Here is a 25,723-nt window from a genome sequence, read left to right as displayed (position 1 = left end):
TATAAAGCATAAGGAATGAAAGCGAGGGAACTTGAAAAGATGAGTGAATTAAAAACAATCGTTCCTCCAAAAGGCGATTATATTCAATTTGAAAATACAGATGAATATACAGAAAAAGTGAAAGAATGGGGCTTGCCAGCCTCTAAAAGTGAATATTGGTACAAAGATCGAAAACAGCAGTCCATTGTAACCATTAAGGGCTATGAGGTATACGGTCAAGATCATTCAGGAAATACCATCATTATTGAATTTGAAGATGGCAGCTTAGGCTGCATCCATCCTGCCTTCTTAAAAGAGATGCAGGCCGCAAGCTTTGGAAAAATCTATTTATCTGATGCCGGTGAAGCTCCTCAGGCTCCTGCTTCAATTCAAAGTGAGAAAAAAGAGCAAGAACCTGCAGCAGCCAAAAAAACTGTAACGAAAAAAGAAACCAAAAAACCGAAGAAAGAAAGTCCAAAAAAGGTTGTTCTGCCAGAAGATAAAGTTCACTTTACGGCACAGGTTAAGCAATTTGCGTTAAGCTGGAATCATTTTAATGAAGAAAATGATGAAGTGGTGGTTCTTGAGAATGTAACGATTCAACAGGAAGAAAAGATTGAAGTAGGACTTGCCTGGTGTTCACATTCTAAAACTTTAAAGAAATGGGAGCTTTCTCCCGGTGAACAGCTCGAATTTGACGGAAAAATCGTCAAGAAAAAGCTGCCTCAAGGCAAGGACGCAGAAGAAGAATTTTTAATAGATGAAGCAGTCCCTTATAAAATCAACAATCCATCCAAAATACAAAAAAGCTAAAGATTGGGGAGTGGAGAAATTGAAAAAGGTTGTCTTAGCTGGAGGAACAGGTTTTGTTGGCACTTATTTTCAACAAAAATTTCAAGAACTCGGTTATGAAGTCATCATCATTGCCAGAACTGCCCCTGCTATTGCCTGGAATCATGAAAAAGACATCATTTCCGCGTTAGAAGGCGCAGAAATGCTCATTAATTTAGCTGGAAAATCGGTGAACTGCCGCTACAATGAGAAAAATAAAAAAGAAATATTTACCTCCAGAACGGAGACAACAAATATATTAGGGAAAGCCCTGCAGGCATGTGAAAATCCCCCAGAGCTATGGATCAATTCGAGCACTGCAACCATCTACCGTCATGCTGAAGACCGGCCCATGACCGAAGCAGAAGGTGAAATCGGCTCTGGCTTTTCAGTAAATGTAGCCACATCTTGGGAAGATGCCTTTTTCTCTTTCCAGTTGCCAAAAACGAGACAAGCAGCCCTAAGAATTGCGATCGTGCTCGGACCTGACGGCGGTGTTATGACACCTTATGTAAATCTGGTGAAATTTGGTCTTGGCGGCAAGCAGGGATCCGGCAGCCAAATGTTCAGCTGGATTCACATTGAAGACCTTTTTCAAATAACTCTTTTCTTAAAAGACAATAAACACCTGGAAGGAGTTTTTAACTGTTCTGCTCCCCACCCAGTAAAAAACATAGAGCAGATGCGATTAATAAGGGCACATATGAAAAAAAGCTTTGGTCTTCCGGCTTTTAAATGGATGCTTGAACTTGGTGCTGTTTTTATAGGAACAGAAACTGAGCTAGTCTTAAAAAGCCGCTGGGTAGTGCCCGAAAGACTGGTTCAATCAGGATTTGATTTTCAATATAAAACCTTAGATGAAGCCTTAAGAGCTATTATAGTAAACTGATGAACACTGCTACCTCTCTAAATAAGAGAGGTGGTTTTTATTTTCGACAGATTTCGAGGAATTCCGGGGCGTCACTGTGACACAATCGATCCTGCTGTTCTTCCCATGATTTCCTCTTCTCTTCACTATTAAAATTAGAATCTAATTCACCTTTTCCTTTCCCATAGGAGATCGTTAAGTTTGAGGGTTGATCATTTTGAGCAGGAAGCATCGTAATAGCAGAAAATAGAATGTCAAACCCTTCTATTTCCGGAATGACAATGGGCTCTCCGTAAATAAGTTCAGCTTTCTCTTCAATGGAAGCTGTTTGATTTTCCGACTCAGATATGAACAAACTTAGAAGAATACCTGTTAAAAAAACGAGAAATAATACTGCAGCAGCTGGTAAAAGGATTTTAAAATGTTTCTTTTCTTTCTTTATCTGTTTTGATTTTTTGAAATCACTTCTGCAAACTGTTCTATTTCAGTCTGAGTCATATCCAGCTCGTTAAACACATGTGTATTAAGAGCTTTTTGAATGTGAGTCATTTGAACCTTTCGGTGATGCCAGCTTTTTAAATAATCCTTTGATTTGTTGACTGCTATCTTAAGCAGCCAATTCTTAATGGAACCCTTACCTCGAAAAGTATGAAAGTTATTATAAGCTGTTAGAAAAACTTCTTGAGTGATATCTTCCATTGTGTGTTGGTTTTTTACATATGAGAAAACGATCTTTCTAATATCATTTACATATAGTTCTACAATGCTATTGAACTCACTAGCAAGCTCTCGTTTCTATCTAGATCCACAGACTTCCCTCCTTTTCATGAATGCTTATATAAAGACGATTAACCTGAGCAGCAGGGTTCACAATTTATACGATCTAAATCACAGAACTACACTGCTATAGAAGAATTGTTTTCTCTAAATCTTTTCCTAATTATATAAATACCCAGCATAAAAAGAGCAGCTAAAAATAGCTGCCCCCTCGGAGATTACTTCGAAATAATAAATACTGATTACGGCCAATGAAATGTACCACTAATGACAATCTATTTACCACCTAGTGACAAGAAATGTACCAGCAAATGACAAGCTGTTTACCACTACATTGCCTTCTGTATAATTATTGAGCTCACCTATTGGTGTGTCATTATTATTCAGGCGGTTTTTTGTATGATTCATTATCGAAAGATATGGGAATTACAGAATGAGGGTTTTAGCCTTAGAGGTATTGCCTCAAGTACTGGCCATTCTCGTCAAAAAGTAACAGAGATCATCACCCTTGCCGAAAAGAAGGGCCTAGTCTGTCCGTTAGAGGAGGAAATGACGGATAAATGGATTGAAGAATTTCTTTTTCCTCAGAAATCATTGGAGGCTTCAGGTCGGCATCCCTTGAATTTTGACTATATTCATGAGGAGTTGGCGAAGCCCAATGTGACGCTGTCACTTCTCCACCATGAATATGAAGCTGAATGTAGAGCGAATCAAAAGATCCCATACTCTTATCGAAGTTTCTTACGTCATTACAGTAATTATGCAGATAAATACAAAGCTACTTTGCGCATTCGCAGAAAACCAGGTGAAATCATGGAAGTCGATTGGGCGGGCTCCACAGCATTCATCATTGATAGAGATACTGGAGAAAAGGTAAAAGCCTATGTGTTCGTTGCGACCTTGCCGTGCAGCCAGTTATCATACGCAGAAGCAAGCCTGTCTATGGACTCTCATTCATGGATCACACTTCACAATAATGCCTATAGGTATTTCGGTGGTACGACTCAAATTGTCGTTCCAGACAACCTAAAAACAAGCGTTACTAAGCATACAACCCGCGAATTGATCTTAAATCCTGCTTATAAAGAGATGGCGGACTACTACAATACTGTTGTCATGCCAGCGAGGGTTCGTACCCCTAAAGATAAAGCCAGTGTAGAAGGGTCGGTTGGAGTGATTTCTACTTGGATAATCGCAGCATTAAGAAACATGCATTGCTTTACTATTGATGAATTGAACGAAGAGGTTAGGAAGAGATTAGACGAATTTAATAAAAGACCCTTTACTCGAAAAAAAGGGTCGCGTTTGTCTGCATTTGAAGAAGAAGAGAAATTTGCCCTTTCTCCCCTTCCGATAGAACCTTATAAAATGTCTGAATGGAAAAAGACAACTGTAGCACCTGACTATCATGTTTCCTTCGATAGCATGTTTTATTCCGTACCATACGAATATATCAATCGAGAAGTCGAAGTGAGAGTGTCTGATAAACTCTTAGAGGTGTTTTTTAACCATATGAGAATAGCCTCTCATAAACGATTATATGGTAAATTTGGTCAAACTACCACTGTTCACGATCATATGCCAGATAATCACAAGTTATTCGTTGATCAAACCCCAGAAGCTGCGATTGAATGGGCAGAAAACATTGGAGAATCAACGTTAAGTGTAATTCAATATCTTCTAGATACTTCACAAACAGAGAAGCTAGCCCTACAATCTATATTTTCTTTGAAGAAGTTTGAGCGTCGATACACGAAATATGAGATTGAACGTGCTTGTAAGATGGTAATCTCAATGACTAAAAGACCAACGGTCAAAAGTATTCAAACGCTACTGAAGACTAACAAGAAGAATGACGCAGAGCAAGAATTAAAACGGAAAACAGAAATCAACACAAATAATTTTGGCTTTACACGTGGAGCTTCTTACTATGGGGGAACGGATAAATGATGAATGAACAAACATTAACCAAATTAATCGAGATGAAATTAAGTGGAATGGCAGAAGCCTATAAGGAACAAGCAGCGAATAAAGAATTTCAAAAAATGACTTTTGAAGATCGATTTAGTTTACTTGTCGATTTAGAACATGCCCGCCGAAAGAGTAATAAACTTCAACGGTTAATCAAAATGGCGACTTTTTTTAATTCCAATGCATGTATTGAAGACCTTGAATATCATGAAGATCGAAGGCTAAACAAAGAACTGATTTTGAAGTTGGCTAGTTGTAATTATATACTTGATAGTCACAACATTATATTAAAAGGACCTACTGGTTCAGGAAAGTCATTCTTAGCTACTGCCTTCGGAGTATCTGCCTGTCGCCAGTTTTTCAACGTTAAATATATTCGATTACCAGAATTACTGGATGAGCTGTCACTCGCTAAATTAGCAGCCGACGGAAGTTATCGGAAGAGCATAAAGAAATATACAAAAGTCGACCTCCTTATCCTAGATGAGTGGCTATTAACAGATTTAACAACGGATGAAGCAGCAATCCTCTTGGAAATTACAGAAGCTCGTCATAAGGTTGGCTCCACTATATTCTGTTCACAGATTGATCCTAGTGGATGGCATTTAAAGCTAGGAAATGAAACGATTGCGGAAGCAATCTTAGATCGTATTATTCATGACTCCTATCAAATTCTACTAGATGGAGAAGTTTCTATGCGTGAGCGTCATGGGTTAGGCAGGTAACCTTAATATGGCCACATAAACCACTAGGGAGATTCAGAAGATTGAAGAATACTATTATTGGGTGGGTTACAAAACCTGGATTCCTTTCCCAAAGGAACTAAATGAAATGCTTTTAGAGGTATACGTCGAGGAACCTATTCCTTATAGCTGGACTGAGGAAGATATATTTGAAGGGACTAGAATGATAATCTTCGATTACTTCAGTAACCAATCTAAATAGTTAATTAATAATAAAAGCCCTATCAGATTACTAGAATGTTAATCTGTAGGGCTTTTTTATCCATTGGTAAACATGTGGCGGAGAGTGGTAAATTCCTTGGCGGAGAGTGGTAAAAAAGATGGCGAGGGTGGTAAAATCTCTTGGCTGTATTCAAATACACCACCACAGTGAGAAATGGGTACGAATTCGCATTTGCATATATGCTCCAGCGGTGTTTTGATTTCGTTATACACAAAATAAAATTCATCATCATCCCAGTTCAGCTGATTGTCCTGCTTGCATTGCTCCAGTTCTGCCCTGCTGGCAAAAGCAATGTCACCTATTAAGATCTTGCCGTCATCAGTCAGAACAGAAAGCAAGTCCGTTATAAAACTGATTTTTTCATTGTCTGTCAGGTGGTGAAGCGTGTAAGTGCTGACAATGAAATCATATTCATTTCTCATTTTCTCTCTAGGAAGACCCTTTGAAATATCTCACTCTATGAATGTAGCGGCTGGCATTTTTGATCGAGCAATTGAAATCATTTTTGCTGAAAAGTCGATTCCATCAATTAAATGATCATAATCATATAGTTTACTAGAAAGTACGCCTGTACCCATACCAATATCTAAAACTTTTGCATGTTTAAGCTGCATAATTTCATTAAAAATAGCGTTTAGTATCTTTTTGTAGCCTGCAAAAGGATACTGATTGTTTTCTTCACTAATTTGAACAGTTTTGTCGTACTGATCCGCCCATAAATCGAATCCGTGATTATTTAACATGAATGCTCCTCCAAGTTATAAAGTTACTTTCCGAGCATTCCTTATGAATTACTCGAAAAGCCTGCCCCTTAATTTCATGTTTAACTTTATTCCGATATCATGTACCATAAAAAACCCCACCTTTCTTTAATAGTATTATATTAACATAAAATTCAAATAATTCCCTCTAAAAGTTTACAGCTTCTTGACTAATCAGCAGGATTGAATTTACTATATTTAACAGTTTAACACACATAGATTATTTGCTATCTTGTTTCAAATAATCTATGTAAAAAAGCATCAATACGTTAATATCGATGCTTTTCTATTAATATCATACACTCTATTATTTATTATTAACCAACCCTATTTCATAAAATTAAGCTTTTGAACTAATTTCAGAAAGTCATCAAAGAAAGGAAAATATTTATTTTGCTGGTGATACCATTTTCGGACAGTTTCCACGACCCAAAACGGAACCGATTTTCCATCGATTAGATGATAATATTCTTCATATCCTTTTTTTAGATGTTCCCATCTTAAATCATTACCAGATTGAATATATTCGGATACATCTAAAATCTTTCCTCTACCATTCTGCAGCAATATATTTTTCAAATGAATATCTCGAGGATTCAGCCCTTTACTTCGAACAAAATCTCTGGCACTTTCAACATCCTCTACAACTTGGTTAGGGATATGAATACCCTGGAGGACACAATCATATAGTGTTTTACCATCTTCATAACTTAAAACAATGAAAAACTCCCCAGAACCATAATAAGTAGAGAAAAATGGAGATTCTCCTATCTGTTCATAAACACCTGCTTCTGCCTTAACTTTATCAATTTTATCCTTTGCATAAACCTTATATGCATAATGGGGTGCATCTAAAAATTGAAAAACGGCAGCATCTGTTCCGACTCCGATGCACTTTAAACCCTCTACTTGTCCGATAATCGTTACTGGTTCATTATTTGGATTTGATAAAACTGAAATTTTAGAAAGTGAATCAATCGCAATCTCCCATTGTGCCACACCAATCTCTCCCTTGACTGGCTGGTGCACTCGTAAATCAATATTTATAAAAAATGCTCTTCAGAAGAGAAGTGCCTTGCAGCTAGTCTTTTATTCTACCATAAGAAGTATTATTGTATTCGAAAAACGCACTACAACTCCTTTATACAATATATGTAGAATATCCATGATTTTAGAATGCTGCGATAGCTTAACTTATTTAAATCATTTAGTTGATATATTTTGAGTTTAAATTGTTTGATGATATTTATCAGAGGAACAATTGATTGTTTACCCTCTTACTCTCTATAGAATGATAAAGTAACAAACAATGGCGGCAATGACAAGCAAACCGCCTAAAGCCAGACTGCCGTAAATTATTCTATACCATATTTCATCCCCATTATTCTTGCCTCTCCATAATATTATCTCATTCTTCATACCATCACTTATGGACTGATTATGTATACGGATAGAATCGAATTAAGATTCATATATATTTAATACTATGATTATTTATACTCTGCTGTTCTGGTGGATCAGATTTCTTTTCTTTCAGAGAGTTTTTAACACTTACCCTAAACGAAATTCTTGGAAAAAGGCTATTACAGTTACCTTTGCGCAAAGTCTTACTATCCTAATTTTCTTCCCAGTTTTATTACATTATCTGCTGAATTAATCCTACAAAGTGTTGTTAAGCGAACAAAAAAGCAAGGGAAACTTCTCCCTTGCTTTTTCCTCTTGTGCTATTAAAAGTATTTTATCGTAATGTTTTAAGAGCCCCGCTCCAAGCATTCACTTGATCCAGCATGGTATTCACATTGTCAAGATGAAGATCTGCTGGTTTGAATTCACTGAAGTTCTCAAAATCTGTAAATAGGGACAATGTTGGATGTGTGCGAACATCGGCAACATGAAGTTCAGCTAGAATACCACGCAAATGTTCTGCTGCACGAGCTCCACCTGTTGATCCATAGCTTACAATACCTGCTGCTTTGTTATGCCATTCATCACGCGCTAAGTCTAAGGCATTTTTAAGAGCACCTGTAATGCTGTGGTTGTATTCTTGAACAATAAATACAAATCCATCTAGGCTAGTCAGTTTTTCCGACCATTTTTTAATGCCTTCTGCTTCACTAGTGGTACCTAAAAACGGCAGGTTGAAATCTGCAATATCTACAATTTCATATTCTGCATCACTGCGCTGATCAGCAATCCCTTTAACCCATTCACCAACCTGCGGACTTACTCTTCCTTCACGAGTACTGCCTAATATTATTCCAATTTTTAAATTTGCCATTTTTATTTCCTCCCTTTTTTAAACGATAAAAACTCATGCTGGATATCCGTTACATAGATGTAAGTAACTGCTGAATAAAAGATATTTCAATTCTTTCTATCAATAAGTTACTTTATGTAACCAAGTATATTTTATCAATTCACTATTGTCAAGTTACTTTATTATCTAATGTAATTTTATTTCTGTTTTTTTAATGGTATAATAAAGCTATAAGGAGTGAACGAATGATGAAAGAAACTGACATTTGTCCTCGCTTTGAAAAAGCCATTTCAATTTTAAGCCAACGCTGGACGGCTCTGTTAATACATCAGCTTCTCACTGGTCCAAAACGGTTTGGATCGATTCAAACATCTGTAGGCATTAGCGGAAAAGTTTTATCAGAGCGGTTAAAAGAAATGGAAAAGCAAGGAATTATTAAACGAAAAGTCATCCCTGAAACCCCGGTGATTATTGAGTACTCTTTAACAGAGAAAGGCATTTCGTTAGAGCCTGTCTTACGCGAGGTTGAAAAATGGTCACAAGAATGGATTTCAGCGGATGAAACATAATCCATTTACCTCTTAATTGAAGAGATAAACATAAACACAAAAAAAAGAGGGGATCCCCTCTTTTTTTTTAGGCTGTTTCTAACCTGTTGACTAGAATCTTTAGCTTTTGTCTAGCCCGATACAAGCGAGTTTTTACGGTATTCTGATTTATATGCAGGATATCAGCGATTTCTTGTTCTTTCAACCCTTTTTGAAGCTTTAATAGCAGAATGGTTTGGTAATGTGCTGAAAGCTGATGAATAGCCTTATATAAATTCTGATTAAATAATGATGCCTCTACATCCTTTTCGACAACATTATGATCCGTCTGCAGCGAACTTGCTTTAAGGTGAATATGCTCCATAGACATTACATTGCTTTTTTTCTCTTTTCGGATTATATCAATCGCAGTTCTTGCAGCAATCACAGATAACCAAGCCCCTATCTTTTTTGAATCTTCAACACATTGTATTTTCTTAATCGCCTTGATATATGTTTCATGCACAGCATCCTCAGCCAGCTGCTGATCTTTAGTGATTCGATAGGCAACGTGATAGAGCCGATGAAAATAACGTTCATATAATTCATTGAAATAATCTTCGTCCATAATGGTCCCTACTTTTTTATATATTTACTTTTTGAAGCACTATGCTAACTTTAAATAAATCACCATCTGTATCAATGACTAATTCTCCGTCATGCAAATCTATGATTGATTTTGCAATGGCAAGTCCTAATCCTGAACCTTCCGTATGCCGTGAAGTATCTCCTCTTTTAAAACGCTCAAATAATTCTTCACTTTCATCGTTTAATTCATATTTTGAGATATTTTTAAATATAATCTGAGCCTGTTGACTTTCTTCTATGAGCGATATATAAACGCGTGAATGCTCAAGAGAGTATTTCAATATATTTGATATTAAATTATCGAAAACTCGCCAGACTTTTTGCCCGTCTACTAGCACAAATACGGGGCTTTCCGTGACCGATAGTCTGAACTGGAGGTTAGAATTCTGTATATCTGTATCATACTCGGCAATCGCCTGATGAAGCAGCTGTACTAAATCTCCCTTTTCTTTAGAAAGCTCGACGTTTCCGCTTGCCATCTTAGAGACTTCGAATAAATCCTCAATTAAGCCTTTTAGTCTCTTTGATTTTTGATCAATAATGTCAAGATACGAGTCACGCTCTTGGTCTGATAGCTGTTGTGACTTTAGCAGTTCTGTATAATTGATGATGGACGTTAAAGGCGTTCTTAAATCATGTGAAACGTTCGTAATAAGCTCTGTTTTTAGCCGTTCACTTTTGGCTTGTTCCTTTTGCGATGCTTTTACAATCTGTCTAAGCGCATTCAAATCCTTCGCCATGTTTGCCAAATCTATTTGTTCAGGAATATGTAAATCTTCCCCAAGCTTTCCTTGTGCCAGCTCGTTTGTTTTTTTGGCAAGCTGCTGAAGCGTACCGACATTCCTCACAAACATGATGATCGCTGGTATGCATACAATTCCTAATAGAAGAAGATATATGATGATAAAAAGAGGATGAATCATCATCGTAAAAGCACATAGACCAGTAAAGAAAATACTTCCGAGCAGCAGCATGACTTGTGTTCCCAGCGGTTGTTCTAAGAAGGCACCTTTAATATTTCCCCTAAGATTCTTGAACCCTCTGCGGCATATAGAAAGAAGCCGGTAGCTGATCCCTTTTTTCCAGTCATCCGCAATCGCAGCAGGATCAGTCAGCACGCCAAAGAGAAAAACGGATTGAATAATGGCGAGTGAAAAACAAATATAATAGCCTAAGAAGGATACAATTAATTCGTTTAGAAAATAGCTATCATCTAATAGGTAGCGAGTACTATGATGGATAAAGTCCAGTGACATAAATGCACCGATAAAAGCTAGAATACAAAGGATCACACGAGTGTCGATTGGGAATTTTTCATAGTAGTGCTTTATTTGATGAATTTCTGCGGTAATAAGCTTCGATTTTTTGATTATTACGATTGATAGAATCAGCAGAATAAGACTTGTTGCAGCCAGTAAAATAAACAGAATCTGCAAATCTTCATATTTATGCATTTCATTGATATATTGACTTTGATCTGGCAAAGAACGGGCTAAAGCAATTTTTCCATTGAATTCGCTGTAGTCAACCTGTTCTAGCTCTCTTGGCAGCTCTCCAAGCGGCAGCATATAATAGTCTGACATCACATCACCAATTGTATAATCAGTGAAAAAGTATGTATGTTCACTAGTAAAATAAGTATCCGCTGTCTCTTCAGCTTCTAAATTGGTATACGTTTTTCCTGTAACAGTGTTTTCAAAGTAATAGGTAAATGTTTTAGCAGAATCAGTAAAATGTTCCTTAAAGCTCTCTTTTTCTTGATAAAATTGTTCGAGTTTTGCTTCTTTTTCAGCCTTTACCTTTGGTATAACATATTCATCGCTTTCGAAGTTTTGGGTGATATCTTTTATCTTATTGTCTCTTTCTTCAATATACGCATCGGCAGCCTTCTGATTATTTGAATTTAATGCCGTTTGAATACGCTCTTCATATTGCATCGTAATATTATCAATTTGTTCCTGCAGCTCTCCGTATCTGTATCGATGTTCCTCTATGTCTTCTTTAGAGACCATAATATTTTCTTTTGCTTCTTCAAGTGTGAGATTGTTTAATTCATATATATTTAGTAGAGCTGCAAACTCGCCCAAATCCATTTGAAATTCATCGGTTTGAAAATAATTGTCTTTATGAAAGAATTCATTGGAATACAATATAGCAGTGAATAATCCGCTCGTTCCATAAGCTAGCAGTATGGAGCAAATAAAGATAAGGAACTTACCTTTCCATTTTGTAGCCAATGCCCCACACCACCTTTAAATATCTTGGATTTTTCGGATCAATTTCAATCTTTTCACGAATTTTACGAATATGTACAGCAACCGTATTTTCTGCGTTAAAACAAGGTTCTTTCCATACTTTTTCATAGATTTCATTAATCGAAAAAACGGTGCCTGCATTTGTTATCAGCAGCTCTGTTATTTTATATTCGATTGGTGTCAGCTTTATGGACTCCCCATTCAAACAGACTTCCTTTGCAGCTGTATTTAATGTCAATCCGTTTAGGTTAATCTCTTTTTTTGCTCCTTCAAAATTCCCAAAGGTTACATATCTGCGCAGCTGGGATTTTACGCGTGCAACTAGCTCCATTGGATTAAAAGGCTTGGTGACATAATCATCTGCACCTACCTGCAGTCCTAAGATTTTGTCTGTATCCTCACTTTTCGCACTTAAGATAATAATCGGGATATTCTTTTCTTCTCTAATTTTATATGTTGCTCCAATTCCATCTAATCTTGGCATCATGACATCCAAGATTATAAGGTGGATTTCGCTGTGCTGAAGTACTTCTAATGCTTCCACTCCATCGCTTGCTTTTACCACCGTAATGCCTTCATTTTTTAAATAAATTTCAATTGCATCGCGGATTTCCTTCTCATCATCCACAACCAGCACATTATACTTTGCCATCATTCTGCCCTGCCTTCTTCCTGCTCACTACTTTAATTAATTTCTATCTTACTAGAAAAATCTTAACAAATGGATAGCAAAAATCTTAAGAATTTCTTAAAAAAACGATGAAACGAATTTCCTTGGCCTTTCATGTAAATTGAGAGAACACCTATTCACCTGCTCAAACGTTTGAACCCTGCCAATGCTACCGTATTTTCCACAAAAAAAGCCTGTTCCTCTAATTAGGAACAGACCTTACATGTAAGTCATATATGATTGAATGTACGTTAGGATTATTTTTGTTCTGCTAATACATCCGCAAATGCCTTAACATAAGGAGGCAAGTCTGGCGGTCTGCGGCTGGACACAATATGGCCGTCCGTAACGACTGCCTCATCACTCCATATAGCACCAGCATTTGTCATATCATCTTTGATTCCAGGTGTGCTGGTGACCTTTTTTCCTTGTAAGATGTTTGCTGAAATAAGCACCCAGCCAGCATGACAAATTTGTCCGATAGGCTTTTTCTTTTCATCCATATGCTGAACCATCTTCAGCACTTCCGGATAACGTCTTAGCTTGTCTGGCGCCCATCCTCCGGGAACCAGAATAGCATCATAATCCTCCGCATTGATATCCGTAAAAGCATATGCCGATTGCGCGGGGACGCCATATTTTCCAATATACTGTTTATTTGCCTCTTGCCCGACTAAATCAACAGTTGCTCCCTCTTCTTGAAGCCGTAAAATCGGATACCATAGCTCTAGATCCTCAAATTCATTCTCAACAAGTGCTATGACTTTTTTATCCTTCAATCTCATTTATATCCCTCCATACAATTGATAGCCTCTAGTATACAGGAATCAATGGACAAAGAGCCAGAGGAACGGTTTCTACTGACTCAATATTCCTTATCAGTTATGCTTCTCAAATTATTCCCTCTTTAGATCCTTTTCTGCCGAGCAGCAATGCTCCAAACTGTTCCGCTGCTTCACGTGGAGAAGGTGCATTCATGATCGCTGAAACGATTGCAGCTCCTGCAAGGTTTATATGGTTGAGCTGGGGGATGTTCCCATGATTGATGCCTCCGATTGCAACAGCAGGAATCGTGACAGATTGAACTGTTTTTTCAAGCATGCCTGGAGGAAGGACTGTTGCATCTCCTTTTGAAGCAGTTGGAAATGCAGCGCCAACACCTACATAGTCTGCCCCATCTCTCTGTGCTGCCTGTGCTTCTTCTGGATTTGAAACAGAAACACCTATAATCATGGAATCTGGCACAATTGCTCTTATCGCTTTTAAAGGGAGATCTGTTTGGCCCACATGTATGCCTGCCGCATGAACAGCTAAAGCTACATCAACTCGATCGTTTATAATGAGAGGAACATCGTACTGATCTAAAAGCCTTTTTAACTTTAAGGCTTTTTCGAAAAATAGTTTGCCTTCACTCGTTTTCTCACGAAGCTGCACAATGGTTGCACCGCCCTTAACGGCTTCTTCTACAATATAAAGCAAATCTTTTAAATCACGGGACTCCTCTGTTACCAAATAAACGCTATAATCCATTTTCATCGCAATATAACCTCTCTCTCCCAGACAGTTTCATTCATGGTGAAGATTTCATCCATTAACTTTACTTTAAACGTGCCAATGCCTTCACCGTCTGAAATTTTCCTTCTCGCTCGCTCTCCAGCAAGGCTCATAATGCCCATTCCAACAACTGCTGCAGAGAAATAATCCTCAGAAACACCTGCACAAGAAGCAATTAGAGCGGTTGTCATGCATCCAGTGCCAGTCACAGCTGTTAACCAAATATCACCATTCTCGATTTCTGCCACTCTAGTTCCATCTGATATGGCATCATGTTTACCGCTTATGACAATAACTGCATTCAGCTTCTCAGCAGCCAGCTTTGCTAATTCAGTATGAGTTAAGGATAATTCACCAGCATCAACACCTCGGGTATTCGCCTGATCGCCAATAAGTGCGTAAACCTCCGTTCCATTCCCTCTTACAATATCCACCTTCACTTTTTTCATATAATCCATTGCCTTTTGGGTTCTATATGGAGTAGCGCCTACTCCAACCGGATCAAAAACGACTGGAATCCCTTTTCTGTTTGCTGCCTTTCCTGCCAGCACCATGGATTCGTACATATCGGCTGTAATGGTACCAAAATTAATCACTAGAGCATCTGCAAGTCCAGCCATCGCTTCAACTTCTTCTATACTTGTAGCCATTACAGGAGATGCACCAATTGCCAATGTTGCATTCGCACAATCGTTAATGGTTACATTATTCGTAATTTGATGGATTAAAGGTTTCCCAGTTTCCAAGTCTCTGAAAATTTGATTCACGCTCAGTTGCTCCATGTCTTCTCTGCCTCCTGATACATTTTTGCTTTTCTGTATAAATCATAAAAATGGTTTGTTGGGCCATGACCGTTGCCAATATCAAGGCTATGCTCAATTGCCATATGTATATATGATTTTCCTCGCTTCACCGCTTCAAGCATATCAAACCCGCGAGCAAGGTTAGCAGCAATTGCCGAAGAAAGAGTACACCCTGTTCCATGTGTATTTTTTGTCTCAATTCTCGTGCCGCTAATCCAATGAAAATTGGTTCCATCATAGTACAAATCATCTGGATCCCCTTCCATATGCCCTCCCTTTAACAACACCGATCTGGCACCAAGTTGTGTCATATCCATACATGCTTTCTCCATGTCTTTCTTGTTTGAAATAGGATAACCAAGAATGACCTCTGCTTCTGGGATATTAGGGGTTATAATAGTTGCGAGCGGAAGCATGTGATCTATTAAAGAAGTCACTGCTTCTTGTCTCAGCAAATGATGCCCGCCTTTTGAAACCATGACTGGGTCAAGCACAATATGAGACGGCGCATATTTTTGCAGGCCTTGCGTTACCGTTTTAATTGTGTCTGCAGATGAAAGCATCCCGATTTTTACGGCATCAACCGTAATATCATCAAATACAGCTTCTATTTGATCTCTGATAATATTCACATCTATATCCTGTACAGAACGAACTTCCTGTGTATTTTGAGCTGTAATAGCAGTAATAACGGACATCCCAAAAACGCCATTTGCGCTAAATGATTTTAAGTCCGCTTGAATACCGGCACCTCCGCCTGAATCTGAGCCTGCAATCGTCAATGCTGTTTTCATTGTAAAATGCCTCCTAATGCTTTATTTTTCACCATTACTTTCAATAATCCGTAACCCATCAAAGCACCTGTAAAGCTGCTGAAGATAAATGCAGGCACAAACCCAAATAGCGCTGCTTCCTGTCCAAGGAAAAGGACAGAAATCGGATAGGTCGCCATTGCACCTAATATGCCTGTTCCAACCACTTCACCTGCTGCTGCAAAACTGAGTTTACGAGTTTTGGAGAAAAGAATTGCTGCTAAAAAGGCACCAATCATACTGCCTGGATAAGCAAAAATACTGCCTGTTCCCAGCATATTTCTTAAAGTTGATGAAAGAAAAGCTTGAATAACTGCATACCATGGGCCAAGCAAAACAGCCGAGAGCACATTAGCAAAATGCTGAATAGGAAAGATTTTTGCAAATCCTACCGGTATGTAAATAAGACTGCTGGAAACCGTCGTAATAGCTGCAATAAATGCAGTAATGGTTAGTTTTTTTGTACTGTTCATCATTTTTTATTTCCCCCTTAATATTTAATAAGTGCGAATCCTCATATTATATAAGCCAATCTCTTCCCTCCCGGCAGCACACTTTGTGAATGAATACGGCTTATTCCTCAATATAAAAAACCGCTCCTATAGCAGAAGCGGTTAACAAACAGCACATGTGCACTTATGTTAACTGCTTCCCTACGCTAGTTCTAACTAGATCAGGTTCAAAGGGTTCTTCTCAGCCAATTTGGCGCCCCCAGCAGATTTTTAATTTTCAAGTTTGTTTTACACCATATCAAGATATTCCGATTTCTGTTCCATTGGCTTAAAGGAATGATTCCATAGAGACAAAAAGCCGCTCATGAAAACACGAGCGGCGAATATGTATAGATCAGCAGAATATAATCTATAGCACTTCCCTACGCCAGTGTTAACAGGATCAGGTTCAGAGGGTTTGGCATTACTGCCATCTCAGTCTTAAAAAGACACCCCTAGTGTAAGAAGTATTCATTTTTCAACACTATCATAACATTTTTGTATTATTTTGCAAACGTTATGTCTTTTTTAGAAATTCCTCAATATCCTTTTTTTGCTCCTCATATAGCTTTTCTCCCATAAGAGCCAGTTCATGTGAAAATGTCACATCATCAAATGGCATTTCTTTTTCCAGCTCGGCATTCAGACGTAAATATTGGTCATGCAGCAAATGCCGGCAATGATATGAGATGGCTTCTGAAGAAATATGAAGCGCAAGATCAAGAAGTTTTGGTGTCATCCTAAAAGAGGGAAATTGAAAAGGCAGCCAGCTTTGAGCACCCCATTCTCTGCCTTCCTCTTCCTGAAAAGGAATAGATTGCAGTCCAGTCCCAATCGATAAAACATGGATATCTTCAAGTTTTTGATGAAAAAAACTGAGTGCCTCTGTGATTGTAACCAATGTTGGATTATTTGCCCATAAGCCGCCATCAATGGCTAAAAGTTTATTTTGCATTTCATTAGGGGGAAAATAAACCGGTGCAGAACAGGATGAAAGCACGGCATCCCACAGTTTAATCTCTTCCTTTTTCTCTCCAGGATTGCGTACATGTGAGCGATGAACATACGGCTTTCCTTTATGAATATCGACCGCTGGTAAAAGCAATGGCTTTTCCACTTCACATAGCAATGTCTCTCCGTAGGCATCTTGTAAATATTGTCGTAAATGATGGTTTGTATAAATGCTTTTAAATAAACCAACTGTAGCATGTCTTTCAAAGATCTTTTCACCATGCTGTAGATAAATATCATAAACATCTTCCATTTCTTTACCTACAGATGCAGCAGCTGCAATAATGGCACCTGTACTGGTTCCAGCAAAGACATCAAAGAGATCAGCAATCTTACATTTATATTGTTTTTCAATATTTTTTAAGACGGTGACCGCCAAAATACCCCGTATTCCGCCGCCATCAATAGCTAAAATTTTCACATACTCACCTATATATTCGTTTCTTATAATGTTCCCTGATGATCCCTATCTATACAGATATTGATAAATACTTTGAGCGTTTTCTTTAGGTATCTACATACAAGCTTCATTATATTCGAAAGATAAAAAGGAGTTATCACACTATTTAATTTTTACAGCAAATTATTTCTATATTATAATTCTCTTAAAATGCAAAAGGAAATGGGGATCATCGCTTAATATGCATAAAAAAATTATCTTAACAGGTTTTATGGGCTCTGGTAAGACAACTGTGGGACAACTAATTGCCAAAGAGCTAAAAGTTCCTTTTATTGATGTCGATGAAGAAATAGAAAAATGGTATGGTCTAAAAACGACTGAGATTTTTCAGCAATTTGGAGAACAGGAATTCCGCCGTACTGAACTTGATCAAGTAAAAAGAATTTGCAGCAATACAGAAATTCAAGTCGTTTCATTAGGTGGAGGTGCCTTTCTGCAGGAAGAAATCAGGAATACTTGCATGGAAAATGGAACGGTCTTTTACCTTTCCGTTTCTTGGGACGTTTGGAAGCAGAGACTGGATTCTTTAGTGCCTTCAAGACCACTTCTGCAGGGAAAAACAGAAAATGAAATTCACCGCATTTTCACAGACCGGCAAAAAATATATAACACTTATCATTTTAAAATAAAAGCAGACAATGGAGCAGAACAAACAGCAAAAGAGATCCTTCAAGAAGTGTAAACGGCTGAAAATAAAAAGGAGAATCGTTCAAAAACGATCCTCCTTTTTATTTATAAATCTAAAAACCTCAATAAATCTCCATTTAAAATTTCATCTGACATATTTAGCTCATCTCTTACCTTTTCTAAATTAGAATTACAGGCACCTTCTTCAGCTTCTTCACCACTTTTTTTATCATAGCAGACATTATTGATATAAATATGCTGATCAGACACATAAGATCCGTCACGGAAAATGACAGGCTGATCATGATCACGCGTCATTAAATTCTGGCCGAATGAAGGTGTGTCAACATCCGTAATACCTAATAGCGATAGCAGAGTCGGACGGATATCGATCTCCCCGCCAATATTTGAAAACACCTTACCTGCTTGGCCTGGCACATGGATAATGACCGGCACTTTTTGCAGTTCAACATGGTGGACGGGTGATGGCTCGAGATCAAGCAATTCTAATACGCCATCTTCATATTTTTCAGATATCCCGTAATGATCGCCATATAAGACAAATACTGTATCCTCATATAACCCTAATTCTTTGAACTGATCGAAAAGCCTTCTGATCGCTTCATCCTGATAGCGCACCGTTGTCACATAGCGGTTAACAACATCTTGAGAAGTTGCTGCTTCAGATATTAATTGATCTTCTTCATCAAGCAAAAATGGAAAATGATTAGTTAATGTGATTAGTCTTGTATAAAACGGCTGAGGCAGTTCAGAAATATATTCTGCACTTTGTTCAAAGAAAGGGATATCCTTCAAGCCATAATTAACTGAATTCTCTTCATTTACTTCATAATCCACTTTAGAGAAAAAGCGATCATATCCGAGTTCATTATACATATTTTCGCGGTTCCAAAAATCAGCATCATTTCCATGCAGGACGGCACTGTAATACCCTCCATTGTCTTTTAAGATTTTAGGCAGTGCATTAAATACATTTGATGGTTTTCTTACAAAGACAGAACCGCTTGATAATGGATATAAGGATGTATCAACCATGAACTCAGAATCAGATGTTTTGCCTTGTGCCGTTTGGTCATAGATTGAATTGAAATAGTAACTTTCGTTTATTAGTTCATTCAGAAAGGGAGTGATTTCTTCGCCATTTACTTGTTGATTAATAACAAAATTCTGTGTAGATTCCATGCTAATTAATACAACATTCTTTCCCTCGGCTATTCCTTGCACACTTGTTTCTTCATCTTCTTTTGCATCTGTATAATTTACTGCCGCGATTGTATCTGTTTCAGTTGCAAGTACTTTTTTTAATGGTGAAAAAGCAGCATACGATATATCAAATAGATGATAATTATAAGGGCCGATTGATTTTACCATCTGTTCCCTGTCATATGCTGTTGAAAAAAGATACGGTGATTTTAACAGAGCCAATCCCGCAGTAACAACAAACAATACAGTTCCTGCAACTACAAACTTCTTTATAAAGGGCCATTGAATGGAATCGGTATTCTTCATTTTAATCGCCAAAAGAATGATGACAGCCAGATCAGCAAATAAAAGGAGATCCCAAAAACTCATTAGTTCAAGTGTACTTGGTCCGAGGCCGCCTACATTTTTAAACTGAAATAGAATAGGGACTGTTACAAAATCAGTATAAAATCGGTAATACAGCAAATCACCATATAATAGCCCCGTTATAATGATATTAATGGCAATAAATATCGCCTTATTAAATCTCTTTCTAAAAAGGAGACAAACTGACAATATTAAAACTAAGGATCCGATTGGGTTCAATAAAATTAATAGAATATCTGCCGCTGATTGAATATGAAAGTTAAAACCAATCAGTGAAACAATCACCGTTTTCAGCCATAAAACGATAAGAGCAAAGAGTACTAACTTCTGAGGATTAACCGTTAAACGTAACTTCTCTTTTATTTTCATCCGATCTCATGCCTTACTGAAGTGATAAAGAAATATTCCTGGATTAATGTTTTTATTGCTCTTAACGCATAAGTACGATTATGTTTACCCATTATAGCTACCTGAACCCAATTTCTATCAAGTAAATATTTACTCTCATAACTTATCAATATCATTTTCTTTTTCAGACGATCTCCGAATTCCTGTGAAGAGATCCCCGCGGGCATCTCTATGGTGATTACATGTGGCGAATATTCCTCATCTCCCAGCACTGGCAGACCCGATTGTATCAATTTACCTTTTATCTCATTTCCAAGTACCGTATTTTCATAGCCTGTATGATGATGTAAGGCTGTTTCAAGTGCAAATAACAAGTTAGAAGAATGTGTAAATGGCACATCAGACATTGCATACAATCCTAAATCTAAATAACGGGGAATGGACGCATCCGGCCGAATGTTTTCTCTATGTAAAATAATACCTATTCCTGGATATGATCCTAATCCCTTCCCACTTACAGCAGTAGCAAGATATATGTCCTTCAAGTTTACTGGAATGGTTCCAACACTGCTGCAGCTATCAACACATAGCTCTGTTCCAACCTTTTTGCACAATTCCTGAATAGCATTTATATCATATAAATATCCTGTAGATGTTTCACAATGAACGGTCCATACCCAACTGATTTCACTGTTCGCTTTTACCTTTTCTTCGATTTCACTAAGATCAATATTCACATTCCATTCTTTTTTAATGGTTTCAAAAGTCAGCCCCATCCTGCTTGCATGTTCGATCAAACGATAGCCAAATTCTCCATTTGCCAATATCAATCCTGTGCCAGGCATCCTACTTAGCTGAGCTGCAACAATATCATTAGCAAGTGTACCTGTTCCCACTACAATCTCAGCATGATTAGCATTCGTTAGTTGGCACATTGTTCTGCTCACACGATGAATGGCGTCCATAAATTCACGATCTCGGTGTGACAGCGGAATTCTATTCAAATGGGCGGTAACTTCCTCATCCATTGGGACTGGTCCAGGCAGAAATGTATATGGTTCAGGGTTTTTCTTTTTCATAAGCTCTTTAAATGCCAATGTATTCTCTTCAAAACGCTCCTTCGTCAGATACATCGGCTGAAAACGTGCATCTGCCTCCCCAACTTCCGGACCAAAACTAGTAAAACCGATCCGTTTATAGAGCTTTGTTTGTCTAAGAGTACCTGAAATAAGAGCAAGATTATAATGATTTTCTAAGCAATAACTCACCAGCAATTCACAAAGCTGAAAAAATACGAATGTGCTTCGGTATTTTTCTTTTACTGAAAGCAGTCTGATTTCACAGGGTCTTGCTTCTTTTGGCAAATATGAATCAATATCTGGAAGCTTATGATCGAGCGAAAACGGCCGTTTTGCACGAACAGCAATCATCCCTACCACTTCAGCTCCGTCTTTTGCGATAATATATGTATTTTCTTCATCAAATTTATCAATTAATCTTTTCTCTGTATTTTCTTGGTGCTGCGGTATTTCTTCAACAAATGTCTGGTAATTCAACTCATATATTTGTTTGTATTCATCTGCCTCTGCAGCTACCTTATAAATGAGTGAGATGTCTTTCATGGTTATCCTCCTACGTTTGAAGCTACTAATGGTGTTTCGCTGCCATGTCTTTACCTTTTCTCAGCTGAAATTGCTATATGAAAATACTCAATATTTATATATTTTTCATATATATGAATATACTATTATATAAAAACAATAGCAATATCTGTAAAACTTCTGCTTAGTAAACGCTCTTTTTTGCTTTTAATCCACTTATTCCTTTAAATGTTTCTCAACTATGATAATATGGCAGAATTCTATCTATTATAATAAACGAATGGAAGTGTATAAAAGTTTCAAAATACACTTTTTTTCACCAATTTATCTTACATTATTATTAACGAACTACCCTTAAACAAATAGAAAGCAAACCAAATACGGGAGAAAGATACTAAAAAGAGGATGGGACAAAACGAAATTAATATTTCTAAAACACGAATATTCAATATCTAGGTTTCGGTATTTAATCAAGACCGTTCCATTGCGCTGCGGACCCTCGCTTTCCGCGAGGAGCAAGCTGAGCCTCCTCGTCACTTCGTCCTGCGGGGTCTCACCCTTTGCTCTGCAGCCCGCAGGAGTAGGGCCCTCCGCTCCATTTCACTCATGTAAATAAAATATATTTTAAAAAAACCGAATGATTAGAAAGATGACCTTCCTAACCATTCGGTTCAATAGGTGTGTTATATACTTATGTCCCACACTCTTACATTTTTTAGTTTACGGCTGTTGCTTTTTTAGAAGAGTTATATGCTGGTGTAGTCCATCCAAATGGATCAGGGACGGTCCCTTTTTGAATACCTGTTAAAGTTTCATATAGTTGCTTGGCGATTTTTCCGGTTTTATGATCATTGATCACAATCTTTTCGTCCTGCCAGAAAAATTCGCCGATTGGTGAAATAACTGCTGCAGTCCCTGTCCCGAATGCCTCTTCCAGTTTGCCTTGCTTATGGGCTTCAAAGATCTCATCAATAGATACTTTTCTTTCCGTCAGCGGCAAATTCCAATGCTTAATAAGCTGGATAACTGAATTTCTGGTGATTCCTTCTAAAATGCTTCCGTTTAATTCAGGGGTTACAATCTCACCGTCTATCTTAAAGAAAATGTTCATGCTTCCTACTTCTTCAATATATTTATGCTCATTGCCATCAAGCCAAAGAACTTGTGAATAGCCTAATCCTTCTGCTGATTCTTGCGCTTTAAGGCTTGCAGCATAATTCCCGCCTGTTTTCGCATTACCTGTTCCACCTTTTACAGCACGAACAAACTCACTTTGTACTGCAATTTTAACTGGATTGATTCCTTCCTTATAATAAGCGCCTACCGGAGACATAATGATATAAAATTGATATGCTTTCGAAGGAGCAACTCCAAGGAAAGGTTCTGTTGAAATGATGAACGGGCGAATATACAATGAAGTTCCCTCACCATTTGGCACCCATTCATGATCAATCTGTATTAATCTTTTTAGGGCTTCCACTGCAAATTCTTCATCGATCTGAGGAATACAGAGCCTGTTATTAGAACGATTCAGCCTCTTCATATTATCTGACGGTCTAAACAGCAGCACGTCTCCATCTGTACTCAAATAAGATTTTAAACCTTCAAAAACACTTTGGCCATAATGGAAAACCATTGCTGATGGATCGAGCTGCAGCGGCTGATAAGGAATAATTCGGGCATCATGCCAGCCAAGACCTTCCTTATAATCCATTACAAACATGTGGTCTGTAAAATTCCTTCCAAATTGCAGCTTATCAAATGGTGGTTTCTCTTTACTATTCGATGTTAAATGAACCTTGATTTGATCATAATCATTCATCAGCACTCAGTCTCCCTGTTTTGGAATAATTGTTTTCTTACAACAAATTCACTTTAACGCATAAAAGCATTTAATAAATAAAGCATATTGATTTTTTAAAATATTATGAACCTACTTTTCACAAAAGTCAACAGCGTATTTAGTTAATTTTTTTGATTAAATTAGAGTTTTACAAAGGGTGATAGGATTTGAGGCGCAATTAGTGGTTAAGTATCTAGACCCATTAAAAAAATTGCTGTTCCTATTTCCTGCTCTATAAATCAGCCAATAGCATCGGAACAAAAAAACCGACTGATTAGAAGATTCATATCCTAACCAGTCAGTTCTATTGTCATGTTAAATACTTTATAAACTTATTTAAACCAGCCTTTTTTCTTTGATTGCGTGATTGCCTCAATGCGGTTGGTCACTTCTAATTTTTCCATAATGGCTGAAATATAATTTCTGACTGTGCCGGTTTTAATGTTCAGATTGCTGGCAATCTCTTTTGTGTTTTTTCCTTCTGCAATCAGCTCAAGCACATCTTTTTCCCGATCTGTCAGGGGATTTTCCTCACTATAAAGATCTTCCATTAATTCTGGAGCATACAAACGTTTGCCGGCCATAACGCTGCGGATTGAGTCTGCCAGTTCTTCGCTTGGACTATCTTTTAATAAATAGCCGCCGACACCAGCTTTTACCGCCCTCTGAAAATAACCAGTGCGTGCAAAGGTCGTTAAAATGATGACCTTACAATCTAAGTCTCTAATTTCCTCTGCCGCTTCTAATCCATTTTTTTCAGGCATTTCAATATCCATGATGCACACATCCGGTTTCAGTTTATGAACGAGGGAGACTGCTTCAGCACCATTGTTTGCCTTGCCGACCACTTCCATATCTTCCTCTAAACTTAACAGTGATCCTAGCGCACCGAGCATCATACGCTGGTCTTCTGCAATGACTATGGTAATCATATTTCTTTTCCCTCCTGTTCAACTGCCCGTAAAACGGTTGGTACACTCATGGTCACGGTTGTGCCAGCATTGGAGTGGATGTCAAGCGTACCATTTACAAAATCAAGTCTTTCTTTCATGCCAATCAGTCCATTGCCTTTTGTTTCATGTTCAGTTGGATCAAAACCAACCCCATTGTCTTCGACGATAATTTTTATTTCTTTTTCGGTTTGTATAATCTTAATCTTACAATAACTAGCTTTGCTGTGCTTGACTACATTCGTCACCGCTTCTTTTAAACACATGCTTAGTATATTTTCAATAAACAGTGAAACATTGACGACCTTAAGCGCGTCGCTTCCAATGTATTCAATCTCAGCCGCTTTTAATAATTGTTTAACGCTTACCAGCTCTTCTTTTAACCTGATGCCTCGCATTTGCGAAACCATTTTCCGCACTTCATTTAATGCTGTTCTTGCTGTCTGCTGCACATCCTTAAGCTCTTCACGGGCCTGCTCAGGATTTTTATAAATCAGTCTGCGTGCCAGATCGCTCTTTAATCCAATGAGAGATAGTTTCTGTCCTAGAGTATCATGGAGATCTCGGGCAATGCGCTGCCGTTCTTCCTGCTTGACCAAATCTGAAATTCTTTTATTCGCATACGCAAGCTCCCGTTCAAGCTTTTCTTGTTTATGCTTATTAGAAATCGTGAACGGAAGCAAAATGACACTTATCCATATGATGATGATAAATGGAAGCTGAGTTAAAAAGAGCTGTTCACCAATCACAATATTAAAATTTATAGCAGCTGTTGTCACAACCAGATGTGCAACATAAATTGTATAAAATGCAACCTTGTTCTTTATATTTCCATTATAGCTGGCAATAAAAATAGCAAAATAAATATAATGAAATAAAATTGCCATGGTCATTGAGATCGCAATTAAAATTGAGGACCATAAATACACCGGCCATCGGTCAGAAATAAAGGCAAATCGATACACAATAAAAAAAGTAATCGTTAATAAAATTCCCACTGCAATTTCATATGTTGACGAAGATTGGAAAATAAAATAAAAAGGAAGAATGCTTAATAGAATCCAAATGTATGGAGAGATTCCTGGATTTTTTAAAAATGCAATATACTTTTTCGCCATAATAT

General features: G+C 37.6%; 26 protein-coding genes and 2 riboswitches. Of the genes, 6 read left to right on the top strand and 20 right to left on the bottom strand.

Annotation, left to right across the window (positions count from 1 at the left end; translation table 11 throughout):
• The first annotated feature begins 39 nt into the window (after nucleotides 1-39).
• Nucleotides 40-792 (top strand): hypothetical protein, encoded by a 753-nt coding sequence (locus A6754_RS11380; protein WP_257297444.1) that lies wholly within the window; start codon nucleotides 40-42, stop codon nucleotides 790-792.
• A 19-nt stretch (nucleotides 793-811) separates the two neighbouring features.
• Complete coding sequence (locus A6754_RS11375) at nucleotides 812-1,699, top strand: TIGR01777 family oxidoreductase (protein WP_066451595.1); 888 nt, start codon at nucleotides 812-814, stop codon at nucleotides 1,697-1,699.
• A 37-nt stretch (nucleotides 1,700-1,736) separates the two neighbouring features.
• Here the strand turns inward: A6754_RS11375 and A6754_RS11370 are convergent, their stop codons facing one another.
• Both A6754_RS11370 and A6754_RS23395 read right to left on the bottom strand, forming a co-directional pair.
• Entirely contained in the window at nucleotides 1,737-2,033 is a 297-nt protein-coding gene (locus A6754_RS11370) for a hypothetical protein (RefSeq protein ID WP_066445339.1), read from the bottom strand.
• 83 nt (nucleotides 2,034-2,116) lie between these two features.
• A complete protein-coding gene (locus A6754_RS23395) occupies nucleotides 2,117-2,443 on the bottom strand; it encodes a sigma-70 family RNA polymerase sigma factor (protein ID WP_082851667.1) in 327 nt (108 codons plus the stop codon).
• Nucleotides 2,444-2,854: 411 nt separating this feature from the next.
• Here A6754_RS23395 and istA point away from each other — a divergent pair, with 411 nt between their 5' ends.
• The gene (gene istA / locus A6754_RS11360; RefSeq protein ID WP_066445331.1) at nucleotides 2,855-4,405 is read left to right on the top strand and encodes an IS21 family transposase; all 1,551 of its coding nucleotides are present in this window, start codon (nucleotides 2,855-2,857) and stop codon (nucleotides 4,403-4,405) included.
• Nucleotides 4,402-5,151, top strand: a complete 750-nt coding sequence (istB, locus tag A6754_RS11355; protein ID WP_180320189.1) for an IS21-like element helper ATPase IstB — start codon at nucleotides 4,402-4,404, stop codon at nucleotides 5,149-5,151. Before istA ends, istB begins: the two co-directional genes overlap by 4 nt.
• A gap of 276 nt (nucleotides 5,152-5,427) precedes the next feature.
• Here istB and A6754_RS23200 read toward each other — a convergent pair whose 3' ends face one another.
• From A6754_RS23200 to A6754_RS11335, 4 genes are all read right to left on the bottom strand, one after another.
• On the bottom strand, nucleotides 5,428-5,814 hold the full coding sequence (locus A6754_RS23200; RefSeq protein WP_066445329.1) for a class I SAM-dependent methyltransferase: 387 nt from the start codon (nucleotides 5,812-5,814) through the stop codon (nucleotides 5,428-5,430).
• 30 nt (nucleotides 5,815-5,844) lie between these two features.
• A complete protein-coding gene (locus tag A6754_RS23195) occupies nucleotides 5,845-6,135 on the bottom strand; it encodes a methyltransferase domain-containing protein (RefSeq protein ID WP_066445327.1) in 291 nt (96 codons plus the stop codon).
• 345 nt (nucleotides 6,136-6,480) lie between these two features.
• Complete coding sequence (locus tag A6754_RS11340; protein ID WP_156495769.1) at nucleotides 6,481-7,152, bottom strand: serine/threonine protein kinase; 672 nt, start codon at nucleotides 7,150-7,152, stop codon at nucleotides 6,481-6,483.
• Nucleotides 7,153-7,891: 739 nt separating this feature from the next.
• Entirely contained in the window at nucleotides 7,892-8,431 is a 540-nt protein-coding gene (locus A6754_RS11335) for an NADPH-dependent FMN reductase (RefSeq protein ID WP_066445325.1), read from the bottom strand.
• Between the two features lie 227 nt (nucleotides 8,432-8,658).
• Between A6754_RS11335 and A6754_RS11330 the strand changes: the two genes are divergently transcribed.
• Nucleotides 8,659-8,979 (top strand): winged helix-turn-helix transcriptional regulator, encoded by a 321-nt coding sequence (locus A6754_RS11330; RefSeq protein WP_066451593.1) that lies wholly within the window; start codon nucleotides 8,659-8,661, stop codon nucleotides 8,977-8,979.
• 67 nt (nucleotides 8,980-9,046) lie between these two features.
• Here A6754_RS11330 and A6754_RS11325 read toward each other — a convergent pair whose 3' ends face one another.
• From A6754_RS11325 to A6754_RS11285, 9 genes are all read right to left on the bottom strand, one after another.
• Nucleotides 9,047-9,565, bottom strand: a complete 519-nt coding sequence (locus A6754_RS11325; protein WP_066445318.1) for an RNA polymerase sigma factor — start codon at nucleotides 9,563-9,565, stop codon at nucleotides 9,047-9,049.
• 16 nt (nucleotides 9,566-9,581) lie between these two features.
• Nucleotides 9,582-11,822: a sensor histidine kinase gene (locus A6754_RS11320; RefSeq protein WP_066445310.1), complete on the bottom strand. Its 2,241-nt coding sequence runs from the start codon at nucleotides 11,820-11,822 to the stop codon at nucleotides 9,582-9,584.
• Nucleotides 11,800-12,492, bottom strand: a complete 693-nt coding sequence (locus tag A6754_RS11315) for a response regulator transcription factor (protein WP_066451591.1) — start codon at nucleotides 12,490-12,492, stop codon at nucleotides 11,800-11,802. The genes A6754_RS11320 and A6754_RS11315 overlap by 23 nt, the downstream gene beginning before the upstream one ends.
• Before the next feature lie 275 nt (nucleotides 12,493-12,767).
• Nucleotides 12,768-13,295, bottom strand: a complete 528-nt coding sequence (locus A6754_RS11310) for a type 1 glutamine amidotransferase domain-containing protein (RefSeq protein ID WP_066445307.1) — start codon at nucleotides 13,293-13,295, stop codon at nucleotides 12,768-12,770.
• 106 nt (nucleotides 13,296-13,401) lie between these two features.
• Nucleotides 13,402-14,046 (bottom strand): thiamine phosphate synthase, encoded by a 645-nt coding sequence (gene thiE / locus A6754_RS11305; RefSeq protein ID WP_066445304.1) that lies wholly within the window; start codon nucleotides 14,044-14,046, stop codon nucleotides 13,402-13,404.
• Complete coding sequence (gene thiM / locus A6754_RS11300; protein WP_066445302.1) at nucleotides 14,043-14,846, bottom strand: hydroxyethylthiazole kinase; 804 nt, start codon at nucleotides 14,844-14,846, stop codon at nucleotides 14,043-14,045. The genes thiE and thiM overlap by 4 nt, the downstream gene beginning before the upstream one ends.
• The gene (gene thiD, locus A6754_RS11295; RefSeq protein WP_066445299.1) at nucleotides 14,834-15,661 is read right to left on the bottom strand and encodes a bifunctional hydroxymethylpyrimidine kinase/phosphomethylpyrimidine kinase; all 828 of its coding nucleotides are present in this window, start codon (nucleotides 15,659-15,661) and stop codon (nucleotides 14,834-14,836) included. The genes thiM and thiD overlap by 13 nt, the downstream gene beginning before the upstream one ends.
• Entirely contained in the window at nucleotides 15,658-16,152 is a 495-nt protein-coding gene (gene thiW, locus A6754_RS11290) for an energy coupling factor transporter S component ThiW (protein ID WP_066451589.1), read from the bottom strand. The genes thiD and thiW overlap by 4 nt, the downstream gene beginning before the upstream one ends.
• Nucleotides 16,153-16,312: 160 nt before the next feature.
• Nucleotides 16,313-16,402, bottom strand: a riboswitch (TPP riboswitch).
• Between the two features lie 131 nt (nucleotides 16,403-16,533).
• A riboswitch (TPP riboswitch) is annotated at nucleotides 16,534-16,637 on the bottom strand.
• A 50-nt stretch (nucleotides 16,638-16,687) separates the two neighbouring features.
• The gene (locus A6754_RS11285) at nucleotides 16,688-17,602 is read right to left on the bottom strand and encodes a CBASS cGAMP-activated phospholipase (protein ID WP_066445292.1); all 915 of its coding nucleotides are present in this window, start codon (nucleotides 17,600-17,602) and stop codon (nucleotides 16,688-16,690) included.
• Between the two features lie 220 nt (nucleotides 17,603-17,822).
• Between A6754_RS11285 and A6754_RS11280 the strand changes: the two genes are divergently transcribed.
• Nucleotides 17,823-18,323, top strand: a complete 501-nt coding sequence (locus A6754_RS11280; protein ID WP_066445290.1) for a shikimate kinase — start codon at nucleotides 17,823-17,825, stop codon at nucleotides 18,321-18,323.
• A 50-nt stretch (nucleotides 18,324-18,373) separates the two neighbouring features.
• On the opposite strand, the gene A6754_RS11275 is transcribed toward A6754_RS11280, so the two are convergent.
• From A6754_RS11275 to A6754_RS11255, 5 genes are all read right to left on the bottom strand, one after another.
• Nucleotides 18,374-20,227: an LTA synthase family protein gene (locus tag A6754_RS11275; RefSeq protein ID WP_066445287.1), complete on the bottom strand. Its 1,854-nt coding sequence runs from the start codon at nucleotides 20,225-20,227 to the stop codon at nucleotides 18,374-18,376.
• Nucleotides 20,224-21,828 carry an aminotransferase class V-fold PLP-dependent enzyme gene (locus tag A6754_RS11270; protein ID WP_066445283.1) on the bottom strand — a complete coding sequence of 535 codons (1,605 nt, stop codon included), beginning with the start codon at nucleotides 21,826-21,828 and terminating at the stop codon, nucleotides 20,224-20,226. The genes A6754_RS11275 and A6754_RS11270 overlap by 4 nt, the downstream gene beginning before the upstream one ends.
• Nucleotides 21,829-22,522: 694 nt before the next feature.
• Nucleotides 22,523-23,629 (bottom strand): branched-chain amino acid aminotransferase, encoded by a 1,107-nt coding sequence (locus A6754_RS11265; protein WP_066445275.1) that lies wholly within the window; start codon nucleotides 23,627-23,629, stop codon nucleotides 22,523-22,525.
• Between the two features lie 353 nt (nucleotides 23,630-23,982).
• Complete coding sequence (locus A6754_RS11260) at nucleotides 23,983-24,582, bottom strand: response regulator transcription factor (RefSeq protein WP_066445273.1); 600 nt, start codon at nucleotides 24,580-24,582, stop codon at nucleotides 23,983-23,985.
• On the bottom strand, nucleotides 24,579-25,718 hold the full coding sequence (locus A6754_RS11255; protein ID WP_066445270.1) for a sensor histidine kinase: 1,140 nt from the start codon (nucleotides 25,716-25,718) through the stop codon (nucleotides 24,579-24,581). Before A6754_RS11255 ends, A6754_RS11260 begins: the two co-directional genes overlap by 4 nt.
• Between the last annotated feature and the right edge of the window lie 5 nt (nucleotides 25,719-25,723).

The sequence above is a fragment of the Cytobacillus gottheilii genome, from assembly GCF_001636345.1.
Taxonomy (GTDB): Bacteria; Bacillota; Bacilli; order Bacillales; family Cytobacillaceae; genus Cytobacillus; species Cytobacillus gottheilii.
The sequence above is the reverse complement of the archived record's forward strand: the minus strand, read 5'-3'. Positions and strand labels throughout refer to the sequence as shown.

What these genes read in the sequence shown, in the direction of transcription:
- A6754_RS11270 (WP_066445283.1), bottom strand. Translation starts at nt 21,828, where the DNA reads ATGAAAGACATCTCACTCATTTATAAGGTAGCTGCAGAGGCAGATGAA.
- istA (WP_066445331.1), top strand. Translation starts at nt 2,855, where the DNA reads ATGATTCATTATCGAAAGATATGGGAATTACAGAATGAGGGTTTTAGC.
- A6754_RS11335 (WP_066445325.1), bottom strand. Translation starts at nt 8,431, where the DNA reads ATGGCAAATTTAAAAATTGGAATAATATTAGGCAGTACTCGTGAAGGA.
- A6754_RS11380 (WP_257297444.1), top strand. Translation starts at nt 40, where the DNA reads ATGAGTGAATTAAAAACAATCGTTCCTCCAAAAGGCGATTATATTCAA.
- A6754_RS11310 (WP_066445307.1), bottom strand. Translation starts at nt 13,295, where the DNA reads ATGAGATTGAAGGATAAAAAAGTCATAGCACTTGTTGAGAATGAATTT.
- thiM (WP_066445302.1), bottom strand. Translation starts at nt 14,846, where the DNA reads ATGGAGCAACTGAGCGTGAATCAAATTTTCAGAGACTTGGAAACTGGG.
- A6754_RS11265 (WP_066445275.1), bottom strand. Translation starts at nt 23,629, where the DNA reads ATGAATGATTATGATCAAATCAAGGTTCATTTAACATCGAATAGTAAA.
- A6754_RS11275 (WP_066445287.1), bottom strand. Translation starts at nt 20,227, where the DNA reads ATGAAAATAAAAGAGAAGTTACGTTTAACGGTTAATCCTCAGAAGTTA.
- A6754_RS11315 (WP_066451591.1), bottom strand. Translation starts at nt 12,492, where the DNA reads ATGGCAAAGTATAATGTGCTGGTTGTGGATGATGAGAAGGAAATCCGC.
- A6754_RS11260 (WP_066445273.1), bottom strand. Translation starts at nt 24,582, where the DNA reads ATGATTACCATAGTCATTGCAGAAGACCAGCGTATGATGCTCGGTGCG.
- A6754_RS11255 (WP_066445270.1), bottom strand. Translation starts at nt 25,718, where the DNA reads ATGGCGAAAAAGTATATTGCATTTTTAAAAAATCCAGGAATCTCTCCA.
- thiD (WP_066445299.1), bottom strand. Translation starts at nt 15,661, where the DNA reads ATGAAAACAGCATTGACGATTGCAGGCTCAGATTCAGGCGGAGGTGCC.
- A6754_RS23200 (WP_066445329.1), bottom strand. Translation starts at nt 5,814, where the DNA reads ATGAGAAATGAATATGATTTCATTGTCAGCACTTACACGCTTCACCAC.
- thiW (WP_066451589.1), bottom strand. Translation starts at nt 16,152, where the DNA reads ATGAACAGTACAAAAAAACTAACCATTACTGCATTTATTGCAGCTATT.
- thiE (WP_066445304.1), bottom strand. Translation starts at nt 14,046, where the DNA reads ATGAAAATGGATTATAGCGTTTATTTGGTAACAGAGGAGTCCCGTGAT.
- istB (WP_180320189.1), top strand. Translation starts at nt 4,402, where the DNA reads ATGATGAATGAACAAACATTAACCAAATTAATCGAGATGAAATTAAGT.
- A6754_RS11280 (WP_066445290.1), top strand. Translation starts at nt 17,823, where the DNA reads ATGCATAAAAAAATTATCTTAACAGGTTTTATGGGCTCTGGTAAGACA.
- A6754_RS11325 (WP_066445318.1), bottom strand. Translation starts at nt 9,565, where the DNA reads ATGGACGAAGATTATTTCAATGAATTATATGAACGTTATTTTCATCGG.
- A6754_RS23195 (WP_066445327.1), bottom strand. Translation starts at nt 6,135, where the DNA reads ATGTTAAATAATCACGGATTCGATTTATGGGCGGATCAGTACGACAAA.
- A6754_RS11330 (WP_066451593.1), top strand. Translation starts at nt 8,659, where the DNA reads ATGAAAGAAACTGACATTTGTCCTCGCTTTGAAAAAGCCATTTCAATT.